This is a genomic window from Gracilibacillus orientalis, assembly GCF_900114645.1.
In the GTDB taxonomy this organism is placed as follows: domain Bacteria; phylum Bacillota; class Bacilli; order Bacillales; family Amphibacillaceae; genus Gracilibacillus; species Gracilibacillus orientalis.
In genome coordinates, this window is sequence record NZ_FOTR01000010.1 from 172,575 (window position 1) to 185,279 (window position 12,705).

Below are 12,705 nucleotides of genomic sequence, written 5' to 3' on the forward strand. Positions count from 1 at the left end.
CAAATCAGTATTGCTTTAGGCTACTTCATTGCTTTATCTCTATTTTTTAATATTCACGTGTTGGTAATAGCTCTTCCGCTTGATCCATGGTGTACATGCTTTCTTCTACTGCAATACGTTTGTCTAGTTCTTCTCCAGCAAAATGCTGTTCGATTAAATCTACTAATTGTGGACCAAACAATGGATTACATTCGATTGTAACGTTCATTTTTCCATCTGCCATTGCCTCAAAAGCACCTTTTACAGCATCCACACCAATAATTTTGATGTCTTCTGATGGCTTTAATCCATATTCTTCAATTGCTTGAATTGCACCAATTGCCATATCATCATTATGTGAATACAAAACATCAATGTTTTCGCCATCTGATTTTAAGAATGCTTCCATTACTTCTTTACCTTTTGCTCTTGTAAAGTCACCTGTTTGTGATTTGGTAATTTCAAATTTATCTTCTTGACCAATAATTTCTTCAAAACCTTCTTTACGGTCAATTGCAGGTGCTGAACCTACTGTACCTTGTAATTCTACGATATTGACTGGTCCTTCTTCATCTGCCATCTCTTCCAATAACCAATTTCCTGCTTTACGTCCTTCTTCTACAAAATCAGAGCCTAGAAAGGTAACCCATAGAGAATCATCTTCAACATCTACAGAACGGTCAGCTAAAAACACTGGAATATCAGCGTCTTTTGCCTCTTGAAGTACGGTTTCAAATCCAGTTTCAACAACTGGAGAGAAAACAATCGCATCTACTTTTTGTGTAATAAAAGAACGAATTGCTTTAATTTGGTTTTCTTGTTTTTGCTGAGCATCAGAGAATTTCAGCTCATGGCCAGCATCTTTTATTGCATCCTGGATCGATTTCGTGTTTGCAGTACGCCATTCACTTTCTGCACCTACTTGTGAAAAACCGATCACTAATTTTTCACCAGATTGGTCATTACTTTCTTCTTCTCCGGAATCACTATCTGTCTCTTCCGCATCATTTTCTTCCTCTTGTTCTGTGTTGTCGCCTGCTACTTCGTCATTACCTCCGCTTTCATCTGCAGAGCCACAAGCTGCTAACAGTAACAAAAGAACAAATAGTAATACTAATAACCCTTTAGCTTCTAAAATTTTTTTCATATTCGTATAACCTCCCCTATTTCGTTACCAATAAATGTTGGTATATGTCCATTTTAAAACGCTTCCATATTAGATGTAATAGAAATTTTTTTGAAAAAAATTAAATATTTATTAATTTTTCTTTTTTGGTTCAATTTTTTTAACTAAAATTGTATTATTTTATAAAATGCGTAGAATAGACTATAGAAACTTGTTCTAATAAGTTAAACTATATGAGAGTCTAGTCAGTAACAAGTACAACTGAAATATACAACGAGCATATCTTCTACATACATTCTAGAAGTGAGGTGAAGATCAAAATGAATGCGTTTACAAAAATGCGCAAATTATCGATTCGCTCAAAATTTCTTGTTTTATTTGTGTTGCTTTTTGTATGGTTTGGCCTCATACAGCTTGTACAGCTCTTCTTTTTTATCAGCTATATCAAGCAATATAACGAAATGACAGAAACCATCCATTTAACTAATTCAATTCACGGGGAGTTAAGAGAACAGTTAGAAGAAGAAATTCGAGATATTGTTTATGGCAAAGTATATTTTGAAGATGGAAGACAATATCAAATTTTATCCCAAATGGAAGAGCACCTAAATACGGTAGCAAGTAAAGAAATGGCACAACCTTTTACAAACGAAATAGAAGACGTCAGGACAATTCTAGAAACAACTACCGAATATGTCGACCGTCTTGGTCATCAAATTAAATTTAATGCACCAGCTGAAGAAAAATATACTACACAAGAGTATATTGGTATTGCCTCTGGGTTAATCAATGAACATGTCCAGACATTACTGCAAAAAAACTTGCAAGAAAGTGAAGTACAAAAAGAAGCAATTAAAGAAAAAATCAATCGTGATATCGTTATAAGTATCACCATCTACATATTATTAGTAGTGATTACATTTTTTATTATCTGGATTGTTTCAAAACACATGTTAAAACCAATCTATTCCCTACAAAACCATGCGAAAGAGATTGCTAAAGGAAATTTAAATGTCCTGATTACTCCGGTAACAGCAACAAATGAAATAGATGATCTATATAACGGTTTTCATTTGATGACAAATTATTTAAAACATATTATTAGTCAGGTTCATCATACAAGTAATAAGATTATCCACACCTCTCGTCAAATCCATCTAAGTACAGAAGAAAACTTGGCTGCTGGTGAACAAATGACATCTACAAGTCAATTCATTACCCATGACTTACAACTACAATACACACAATTGGAACAGTTGCAACGGGAGAATGAAAAATTATTACAGAAACAAATAAGATTTCAAAAACAAGTAAATAATCTTCCAGAGGAACACCATCTCATCCATGAACACACTTCCATTACTATCACCATGATCATTCAACTACAAAAAAATATGGAGGAATTTAAAACACAAATCACTAAATGCTTCGCAAATATGGAAGTGATCGGAGCACTAGGCGAAGAACAATTAACTACCATCGAGGAAATTACCGAATACTCTGATAAGCAACTTGCCTATTTAGATCAACTACAGCTGCAATTAAGACAATTTACAATTTAACTGCTACTTGAGGGATGATATGCCATGCAATGGAATTGGTTAGACAAAAGCTTACGTACTAAAATGCTCGTTATGTTTGTTCTATTAACAGTCTTTCCATTAATTTTAATCGGATTAATAACTTATATAAAATCTTCTAATATTGTTTCAGAACGAGCATACAGCTTGGCACAAATTAAAACTAGTCAAATAACGAGAGAAATCGATGTCCTTTTTCAGGATATTCATCGTTTTAATGAGATAGGAAAACAGCATAGTACCGTTCAATTCCTGCTACACCAAGAAGAAACTTACGATGAAGCCAAAGAAATTCTAAGTTTATTTGATTTTTACCAAAAAAGCTATTTATCAGGTGAAGATGTTTTTGACATTCAAATTATGAATTTAGAAGGTAAAACAATTAGCAATAACAAAGGTGTTTATCAACGAAACGATATGGAAATAGAGGAAGGGTTTGCAGAAGATCCAACACAATCAAAAATGGAAATAATCTATCGAAATGGTTTCCCTACTCTAGTGATAACAAATGCTATTGTTTGGGATATAACGGATTCTGTGATCGGCATGTTGAAAATAACGATTGATGTTTCCGCGATCACTTCGGTGCTGGATGATGTCAATTTAACTGAGAGCAGTTCCTTTTTTATTACATCGACCGAACGGGATATCTTTTTTCAAAAAACACAACGTACTTCTGCGGACAATGTTTATTTCGATTTGGAACGCATTTCTGAAAAGGAACAGGGCTATTACACAGAAAATGGCACATTTTATGTATATGAAACATCTAAAATGACAGATTGGAAAGTGATCGGTCAAGCACCAATCCGCGAAATCATGAAGGATAGTAATGACATTCGTACCTTAATCTTTTTAACAGTAATCAGCAGTATTATTTTCATTATCGGACTTTATATGTTTATCTCTAACAAGTTAATATTACCAATCCGTATATTAAAAACCAAAATGACACAGGCTGCCGACGGAAATCTTAAAGCAAAAGTAAATCCAGTTGGTGAAGATGAAATTGCAACCTTAGGCCATAGTTTCAACCAAATGATTTCAAAAATAAAATCGCTTCTAGATCTAAGTATTGAAGAGCAAAAAAAACTGAAAGCAGCAGAATTTCGTACCATGCAAGCACAAATTAACCCGCATTTTTTATATAACACACTAGATACCATCGTCTGGTTAGCTGAAACAGAAGAACATGAATCTGTAATTGAACTGACAAAAGCTTTATCTCAATATAGTAGAATCTCTCTCAACAAAGGTAAAGACTGGATTACAATTGCAGATGAAATGTCCCATATTGATAGTTATTTATATATTCAAAAGACAAGATATGAAGACATTTTAGATGTAGCTGTTGATGTGGACCAAGAGCTTTACCGTTATCATATTTTAAAGCTATTATTACAACCAATAGTGGAAAATGCCATTTATCATGGTATTAAAAATAAACGTGGCATGGGATTTTTACGGATAAACGGATCATTAGAAGGTGAAGATAGGATTCATTTTGAGGTTATCGATAATGGTATTGGAATGGGTGAAGCGCGATTACAAAAGTTGAGAAATCACTTAATCTCTGGCGAAGTAGTTCCAGATTCCAAAAACGGATTTGGACTTATTAACGTACAACAACGAATACAATTATATTACGGAAAAGAGTATGGATTAAAAATAAATAGTTGGAAAGGCTCTGGTACAAGAATAACGATAACAATTCCAAAAAGGGGCGAGTAACATTGACAAAAGTATTTTTAGTTGATGATGAGGCAGTAATCCGACGGGGGATTGCACAAAAAATTGATTGGGAAGACGAGGGACTTATCTATTGTGGTGATGCATCTGATGGAGAAATGGCATTACCGTTAATTGAAAAACATCAACCAGATATTGTGATTACTGATATTAAAATGCCTTTCATGGATGGGTTAACTTTATCAAGAATATTAAAAGAAAAAATGCCTCATGTTAAAATCGTTATTTTAAGCGGACATGATGAGTTTGAGTATGCCAGGCAAGCAATACGAATACAAGTAGAAGAGTATTGTCTGAAACCTGTCAGCAGTCAGGATTTAATATCTATTTTGCGAAAAGTAAAATCAAAAATGAAGACGACAATGAAAGTTTTTACTAGTATTGAAACAAAGGCAGAGTTATATGAGCAACTTTGCAAAGGTTCATTATCAACAGAGGAAATCACCCACCAAGCTAAAAATCTGCAAGTAGATTTAATGGCTAGTTACTACACTGTCCTTGTAATTGAAAAAAAGGAAGAAACGATAAAACAAAAATTAACAAGCTACCAACCCTTACTTTTTGTAAAAGGAACGAAATGGATCCTAATTTTAAAACATGACTTCGAGCATATGCTACTAAAGCAAATAAAAGAGATAAAACAGATATTAACATCACATGATCAACCGCTTTTATTCGGATTAGGTTCCATCGAAACACGAACCGAACATATTACTATAGCGTATGAAAATGCGGTAGAATCATATAGCTATAGTCGTGCAATACAATCTTATACCTTTTTACAAGATCATCAGGACGTGCATCGGGAGTTAATGCAGTGCTTTGATAGAAGAAAACTCATTCATTTTCTAAAATTCGGGCAGCTAAATCAACTGGATACGTTTATTCAAACCTATGCTAGCTTTATTTATAAAAAAAGGGATCTTTCCAATGTATTTCTCTATTATTTTTTGCTAGATTTTACGATTACAATCCGACATCATCTTGACGAATCAGAACAGTATGACAACCGTGGTAAAGAAATGATTGAACCATTAGAGAATACGCTTCATCAAGTTCGAACTAAAGAAGATATGATCTATTTTATGAAAAAAATGTTACATCCATTATTAGTTCACCATGATAACCATTCCAGTAAATATGGAATGGTTATACAACAAGTGAAACAGATTGTTGCTACCCGATTTCATGATTCTAGTTTATCACTTCAGGAGTTTGCAAAAGAAATTAATATTAGTGCTTCCTATCTTAGTAATATTTTCAGTAAAGAAATGAACCAGACGATCACGGAATATTTAACAAAAATAAGAATGGACCATGCAAAAGAACTGCTACAAACAACAAACAATAAAACATATGAAATTGCTTATAAAGTGGGATTCAATGATTCTCATTACTTCTGCCACATATTCAAAAAAGTGACAGGCATGACAACAAAGGAATACAAAAATCATCTAATAGAGACTTTTCCGAAGACTAGTATCACCTAAAAAGAGGGATAGACATGAGAAAATGGATTTTTATCATAATCAGTATTAGTATTTTTAGTAGTATTTTTATTTTATTTTCTGGAACAAATCCTCCCGTATTGCAAGAAGAAACTAGACAGGATGAGGAACAACTACCTTCAAATCATACATTTGCCATTATTTATCCAGTCGCACATCCTTTTTTTGAAATGGTAACAGAAACAGCTCGTGAATACGCATCTGACCTTGGCATTAGCTTGATTATCGATGCACCGAAAATCGCTTCTGCTGAAGATCAGGCGAAAATTCTTCAAACATATATCGAACAACAGGTTGATGGAATTGCAATCGGAGCAACAGATCCAGAAACGATAACTCCCATCATTAATCAGGCGGTAGAGCAAGGAATACCTATAGTTTGTTTTGATACTGATGCACCGAACAGTAATCGATATACCTATATTGGAACAGATAATTATTTAGCTGGCCTACATTTAGGCGAAACTGTGGCAAAGCAATTAGAGTATAAAGGAGAATTAATTGTAAGTAGTGGATTACAATCGATGGAAAATTTACGACTCCGAATAGAAGGTCTAAAAGCTGTCGTCGATCGATACCCTAATTTATCGATAAAAACAACTGCCTATAGTAACGGAACAGCACCTGATACATTAACAAAGATTGAAGAATTGGTAGATCATCACCCTGATTTTGATGGTTTTGTTGGAATAGATTCACTGGCAGGACCTGCTGCCATTACTGTATGGAAAGCACATGGCTTTGATAAAACAGCTGTTACATTTGATAACTTACCTATTATTCTGGAAGGAGTGAAGAATGGACAAATCACAAGCACTATCTCGCAAAATCAAGGCAAATGGGGAGAACTCATCGTCAAACGATTATTTGAATTAATCAATGGAGAAACAGTTAACGAAAGAGAATATACTGAAACGGTAGAGGTTGATACCATTCAAAAGTGAACTGTACTTTATACAACTTTCTCGACACTTTCATCATAAGAAAGACCAAACACGAACCAGCCGATCTAGCTCTATTTTTCTGATTCAACGTAGGAACAAACTGCGATGTAAAGGAAACATGATTGTTATTGCATGTTATTATTTCTTAGACAAAAAACTGCTTCTCCATTAGAGAAGCAGTTACCGATAACGATATTTTAATAAACACCGGTCTAAAAAGTCTTGTGGTAATTTTTTGACAGCTCGTTGCCATATATTAATGTGAATAAAGGCAAAAAGGCTTACACCTATGATAATAGCGATCGGAAAATACAGCCCCACAATCGCAAAAACAGCACCAATACCTCCAATTAGCAAGATATCAGGCAATATGGTAATCGAAGCAATCCAAGCATGCTTCCATAACTTCATCCCTTTTAAATGAGAAGTTACGATTAATGGAATCATCGCTATTACGGTAAATAGGAAAACACTTGCTGCAAACAACCATATTACTTGCATAGAAAAGTGCAGGAATCCAGTTAATGTCGGAATAATGCTCGCATTCATAAATAGAATAATTGCAATTACACCTACATTAACTCCCAAAAATAACGTTTTTCGAAAATGCATTTTAAAAGAATGAAAGAACGTCTTCCATATCCCTATATCGATGCCATTTTTCGACCATTCCAACACAACGGCATACATGGCAACAGTTGCGGGAATTACCGTAATAATCCCTAATGAGAAGAAAAACCATAATAACTGCAATGTCACAAACGAAGCAAATACATGTAAAATACGAAACAGCATTGGTTCAGTTTGGTTCATCTCATCACCCATTTCTCATGATATTATTTTAGAATATTGTGTTAACATTATAGCCCTTTTCTAAAATAATAAACGTATCTTATGAGAATTAAGCGATTAAATTTCACCCGAATCTCTTATAATTAATTCAGGGTCAACCAATACAGATTTTTGTACCTTTCTCTCATTAATTAAATCGTGCAGGATATTGGCTGCTAGTCTACCTATTTTTACTTGATCCTGTTTGACTGTTGCCAAAGCAGGATCACTATATCTGCAAGCCTCAATGTCATCACACCCGACAATTTTTATGTCCTTAGGCACTGATAACCCCGCCTCTTTAATCGCTTTCAATGCTCCTAATGCCATCATATCAGAAACCGCATAGACCGCATCTGGTAAACCTTCCTCCTGCAGAATTTCTTTCATTTTTTCATAGCCGCTTTCTTCAAAGTAGTTCCCATATTTAATCCATTCATCTCGAAGATCCATACCAAAATCTTGCATCGATTGAACAAATGACGCTTTACGCACATTAGATATAATGGAATCTTCTTGCCCACCAATAAATGCTAATTTTCGGATGCCATTCAAATAAAAATATTCAACCACTTGTCTGGATATTTTATAATTATTGGTCGTCACATAACTGGAATTCTCTCCGGACAATTCTAAATCGACAGCAACAGTTGGAATATCACTTTGGTCTAATTGATATATTGCTTCCTCGATATGCTCCCCTGCTATGATTAAACAGCCATCTAATTGAAAATGTTTTGCTCGTGCTACATAGTCCTCTTTCCCAACATTAAACGCTTGATTCGAGAAAACGAGAATATCATAACCGAGTTGTCCTACTGTATTTTTAAAGGCATTAATAACCTGATTAAAAAAAGGATGGTTAAATTCTACATGTACTTCCCCTGCATAAATAAGTCCAATCATATTCGATTTTTTGGTTGCTAGAGCTTTTGCTGAAAAACTTGGTTGATAGCCTGTATCTTCTATAACCTTCTTTACCTTTTGAATCGTATTTGGGCTAATACTGCCAGTTTGGTTAATTACTTTTGAAACAGTTCCTGGTGAAACCCCTGCCATTTTTGCTATTTCTCGTATCGTCAACTTCATGATTTTATCCCTCTGCCTCTTTAACTAGTTAAAATGTCCAAACAATCAAAACATTTCCTACTCTATTTTTAGCTTTTTACTGCCCCTTCTGTCAAGCTAGAAATAAATAATCGGTTCAATAATAAGAAAATAATGATTAATGGAACGGTTGCCCAAAATGTTCCTGACATAATCATACCATTATCCCGGACATAATTATCAATCAGACCACGTAAGGCAACCTGGATCGTATAAGAGGATTCTTCCCGTAACACGACTAATGGCCAGAGGAAATCATTCCAAATATACATAAAACGTATAATCGCCAGTGTTGCAAAAGCTGGAATAATTACGGGTATTGCGATGTTCCAATATACCCGAAAGTTGGTACAGCCATCTATTTTTGCTGCGTCTACCAATTCATCCGGTACATTACTGCTAATATATTGACGCATCCAGAAGATACCAAACGCATCAATTAATCCCGGAAAAATAATCGCTTTTAAATCATTTAACCAATCTAGTTTAGTTACGATAATATATTGTGGAATTAAACCTAATTGTGGTGGAATCATCATAGTTACCAGGATCGCAATAAACAAGAAATTTTTTCCTTTAAACTTTAACTTAGCAAATGCAAACCCTGCTAAAGAGCATAAAAACAATACCCCAATTGTCGTGATCGTCGAAACCAGCAAAGAATTCCACATCGCGCCAAAAAAATCGATCGTGTTTATAACATTTTTGAAATTCGCCACCAATTCCGCACCAGGAATAAAGGCAGGTGGCACACTGTTGATTACACTATTATGATTCGTCGCCATTACAAACATCCAATAAAAAGGAAAGATGGAAAGAATAGCGGCTACAGCTAAGATTAAATAGATAAAACCTTTCTCCATGGTATTTTTTGTTTTCATCGAAGCTTGTGTACTCACATTCATTCCTCCTAACGTCCAATCCGATTTGCTACAAAGACATTTATACTTGAAATAATAATAATAATCACGAATAAGATAATGGCCGCTGCGGATGCAGGTCCGAATGCAAGGTTCGCAAATGCTTCACGATATAAATAAAGCACTACTGTTATACCTTCTTCGCGATACGAACGTCCAATATAAATTAACGGTTCAGTAAATAGTTGCAATGCACCAATGGTTGATGTGAAAACAGTTAAAATGATGATCGGTCGTAGCATCGGTATGGTAACATATTGAATCTTTTGTCTTACTGTTGCACCATCAATATCAGATGCTTCGTACAATTCGTTGGGAATTCCTTGCAAACCTGCTAAGTAAATGATCGTGTTATAGCCAACCCATCTCCAGAAAACCATTGTTGATATAGCAAGCTTCACACCCCATTCAGAAGTTGTCCAGCTGAGTGGATCAACACCAAACCAACCTATGATTATATTCATCAAACCAAAATCCTGGCTGTTGAACATGACACCAAACACAATGGCAACAGCAACAGTTGATGTTACATAGGGCATAAATATCGAAACACGGAAGATGCTTTTCATTTTAATGAGAGCGGAATTCAGCGCATATGCTAATATAATTCCTAAAATTAATTGTGGTATCGTACCCAAAACCCACATAATAAGTGTATTACTCAGTGATTTCCAAAAGATCGGATCTGTCAAAATCCACTCAAAGTTTTGCAATCCGACATACTCCATTTCCCCAAGGCCATCCCATTTTTGAAAGCCTAAATAGAAGCTGAATAGGATCGGAAATAAACCAAAAACAGCAAATAGAATAAAGAATGGAGAAACATATAAGTATGCTGAAAAAGCTTCTTTTCTATCTTCATTCCAAAATTTTCTAGTCTTACGAGATTGTGAATCAACATGCTCCAATGATGGACACTCCTCTCTTCATTTTCCATTAAGGGCAAAACGACCAACATATAACTATTGGCCGTTTTGCCTATTTAAGGGGACAAGCCTTATCTTTATCGTTATTGTCTTTCTAATTGTGATTCAATTCGGCTGATCGCAGCATCCCATTCTTCTTGTGGATCTGCACCTTCAACCGCCACATTGGTAAGAGCTGTTACAATCTCATCATTCACTATGGAGTAATTCACTCCCATGTAAACTGGTTGAACAGTTTCTGCTGCTTCTGCAAAAATGCGAGCTGTTTCTGCTCCACTGAAATATTCGTCAGTAGTAGCCAAAAATTCCTCGTCTTCATACACTTCTGGTGCAGATGGGAATAAACCATTGTTATGGAACGACTTTAATTGGTTTTCAGGTGATACTAACCATTCAATAAAGTCATATGCTTCTTGTGGGTGTTCAGACTCTGCTGGTATCGTTAAAAATGAGCCACCCCAGTTACCTGCACCTTCGGGAATCGTCGTTAAAGACCAATCACCACCGGAATCAGGCGCATTCCCTTTGACATTGGCGATCATCCAGGCAGGAGCACCAATTAGAGTTGCATAGCTACCTTCCTCCATTGCACTACCCCACTCTGGTGTCCACAGTGAGTTTTGTCCTACATATCCGTCTTCAATCATTTGTGTCGTAAAGTCATACGCTTCTTTTACCGTATCTTCTACAATTAATTCATCATCTTCATTAAAATATTGCTGTTCCTGTTGATCACGAATCGCATAAAACATTAACTCCGGACTGTCTGTGATCGGTTTCCCTGTTTCATCATATATTTTCTCTGCCGCTTCTCGATAAGAATCCCATGTATCAATCTCACCAGCTAATTCTACCGGATCAGTCGGAAGTCCTGCTTCTTCCATTACATCTGTACGATAGAACATCGTAGTCGGTCCAATATCTGTTGGTAATCCTAATTGGAAGGAGCCATCAACACTCTCTGCTTGTTGCCATTTCCAGTCCAAATACTTATCTTTTATATCTGCTGCACCATAGTCGTTCAGGTTATAAAATTGATCATTTGCTTCCATAAATTTCGCTACGTTACTTATCTCAATCATGGAAATATCAGGTGCACCACTACCAGCTGAAATCGAAGTGAATAAGTTATTATGCACATCTTCCATTTCACCTTCATTAATATTAATGGTAACATTTGGATTTTCATCCATATATTCATCTACTAAAACATCGTATCCAGCACTACCATATACCCAAAAATTTAACTCTATTGCTTCACCACTGGCAGCTTCTCCTTCATCATTCTCTGTTTCTGTTGTTTCGCTATCATTTCCACCATCAGAAGTGTTATCTCCACTGGTGTCATCATCACTACATGCCACTAGCATCATGAACAAGCTTACGGTTAACACAAGCATTAACCACTTTTTCATTTTCCTAACCCCCATTGAATTTTTAATTTTAATATGTTACGAGGTAAAGCTCTAAGGTGTAGCCTCTAGTAGGAAATAAAATACATCATTTATTATGACTGACTAAGTGGACTTATAGGAAACCGGTTTCTTCATAGATCTAAAAAAATCCAGCGAACATCTTCTGCAGTAAATGTAATCGCTTTCTACAATGATTATATTTCCTTAATATAAAAAAATCAATACTTTTTTATCTAAGATTAATAAATAAATTATTTTAACAAAGAAAACGATTTCTTTGTTAAAATAATTTATTAGAGCACACTAGCAATAATTTGCTTTTTGCAAGCTCTTCTGTTTCTAGATGTAAATGAAACTTCCATCAGTAGGGGTCTTACAGACGGTTCCTAACCAAGTTAGAAATGATGAAATGTTTTTATCTGCTACGGCAACCGCTTCGGCTGACCGTTTCGCTTTCCGGGGGCATGCTCTTCAGCTAACTTTGAAAAGGAAAACGCTTTTCAAAGTGGATCTCCAGATCACGCTAATTCCCCAGGAGTCGAAACGGTCGGCCTGCGCTATTGTTATGTTCTACAACTTATTATATAGAATCATTTTTGCGTTTACTGCATCATGTAGAA

The 12,705-nt window shown here is 35.3% G+C and carries 9 protein-coding genes and 1 pseudogene; 4 read left to right on the forward strand and 6 right to left on the reverse strand.

Annotated features, from left to right (window positions below):
- Window positions 1–46: 46 nt before the first annotated feature.
- Window positions 47–1,126, reverse strand: a complete 1,080-nt coding sequence (locus tag BM121_RS17035) for an ABC transporter substrate-binding protein (protein ID WP_091484945.1) — start codon at window positions 1,124–1,126, stop codon at window positions 47–49.
- Between the two features lie 299 nt (window positions 1,127–1,425).
- Here BM121_RS17035 and BM121_RS17040 point away from each other — a divergent pair, with 299 nt between their 5' ends.
- From BM121_RS17040 to BM121_RS17055, 4 genes are read left to right on the forward strand one after another with little or no spacing between them, the layout of a single operon-like run.
- The gene (locus BM121_RS17040) at window positions 1,426–2,667 is read left to right on the forward strand and encodes a HAMP domain-containing protein (protein ID WP_091484946.1); all 1,242 of its coding nucleotides are present in this window, start codon (window positions 1,426–1,428) and stop codon (window positions 2,665–2,667) included.
- A 24-nt stretch (window positions 2,668–2,691) separates the two neighbouring features.
- Window positions 2,692–4,416: a sensor histidine kinase gene (locus tag BM121_RS17045; protein WP_091484948.1), complete on the forward strand. Its 1,725-nt coding sequence runs from the start codon at window positions 2,692–2,694 to the stop codon at window positions 4,414–4,416.
- Between the two features lie 2 nt (window positions 4,417–4,418).
- Window positions 4,419–5,924 (forward strand): response regulator, encoded by a 1,506-nt coding sequence (locus BM121_RS17050; RefSeq protein WP_175495478.1) that lies wholly within the window; start codon window positions 4,419–4,421, stop codon window positions 5,922–5,924.
- A gap of 14 nt (window positions 5,925–5,938) precedes the next feature.
- Complete coding sequence (locus BM121_RS17055) at window positions 5,939–6,886, forward strand: substrate-binding domain-containing protein (RefSeq protein ID WP_091484952.1); 948 nt, start codon at window positions 5,939–5,941, stop codon at window positions 6,884–6,886.
- A 180-nt stretch (window positions 6,887–7,066) separates the two neighbouring features.
- On the opposite strand, the gene BM121_RS17060 is transcribed toward BM121_RS17055, so the two are convergent.
- The 5 genes and pseudogenes from BM121_RS17060 to BM121_RS17080 all read right to left on the reverse strand — a co-directional run bounded on the left by BM121_RS17060 (window position 7,067) and on the right by BM121_RS17080 (window position 12,085).
- On the reverse strand, window positions 7,067–7,699 hold the full coding sequence (locus BM121_RS17060) for a YesL family protein (protein ID WP_091484973.1): 633 nt from the start codon (window positions 7,697–7,699) through the stop codon (window positions 7,067–7,069).
- 96 nt (window positions 7,700–7,795) lie between these two features.
- Window positions 7,796–8,818 (reverse strand): annotated as a pseudogene (locus BM121_RS17065) (LacI family DNA-binding transcriptional regulator); the annotation flags it as partial.
- A 56-nt stretch (window positions 8,819–8,874) separates the two neighbouring features.
- Complete coding sequence (locus BM121_RS17070) at window positions 8,875–9,687, reverse strand: carbohydrate ABC transporter permease (RefSeq protein WP_425432254.1); 813 nt, start codon at window positions 9,685–9,687, stop codon at window positions 8,875–8,877.
- Window positions 9,688–9,734: 47 nt separating this feature from the next.
- Window positions 9,735–10,652 carry a carbohydrate ABC transporter permease gene (locus BM121_RS17075; RefSeq protein WP_091484957.1) on the reverse strand — a complete coding sequence of 306 codons (918 nt, stop codon included), beginning with the start codon at window positions 10,650–10,652 and terminating at the stop codon, window positions 9,735–9,737.
- A 101-nt stretch (window positions 10,653–10,753) separates the two neighbouring features.
- On the reverse strand, window positions 10,754–12,085 hold the full coding sequence (locus BM121_RS17080; protein ID WP_091484958.1) for an extracellular solute-binding protein: 1,332 nt from the start codon (window positions 12,083–12,085) through the stop codon (window positions 10,754–10,756).
- Window positions 12,086–12,705: the final 620 nt, after the last annotated feature.

What these genes read in the sequence shown, in the direction of transcription:
- BM121_RS17070 (WP_425432254.1), bottom strand. Translation starts at nt 9,687, where the DNA reads ATGGAGAAAGGTTTTATCTATTTAATCTTAGCTGTAGCCGCTATTCTT.
- BM121_RS17035 (WP_091484945.1), bottom strand. Translation starts at nt 1,126, where the DNA reads ATGAAAAAAATTTTAGAAGCTAAAGGGTTATTAGTATTACTATTTGTT.
- BM121_RS17040 (WP_091484946.1), top strand. Translation starts at nt 1,426, where the DNA reads ATGAATGCGTTTACAAAAATGCGCAAATTATCGATTCGCTCAAAATTT.
- BM121_RS17055 (WP_091484952.1), top strand. Translation starts at nt 5,939, where the DNA reads ATGAGAAAATGGATTTTTATCATAATCAGTATTAGTATTTTTAGTAGT.
- BM121_RS17060 (WP_091484973.1), bottom strand. Translation starts at nt 7,699, where the DNA reads ATGAACCAAACTGAACCAATGCTGTTTCGTATTTTACATGTATTTGCT.
- BM121_RS17045 (WP_091484948.1), top strand. Translation starts at nt 2,692, where the DNA reads ATGCAATGGAATTGGTTAGACAAAAGCTTACGTACTAAAATGCTCGTT.
- BM121_RS17080 (WP_091484958.1), bottom strand. Translation starts at nt 12,085, where the DNA reads ATGAAAAAGTGGTTAATGCTTGTGTTAACCGTAAGCTTGTTCATGATG.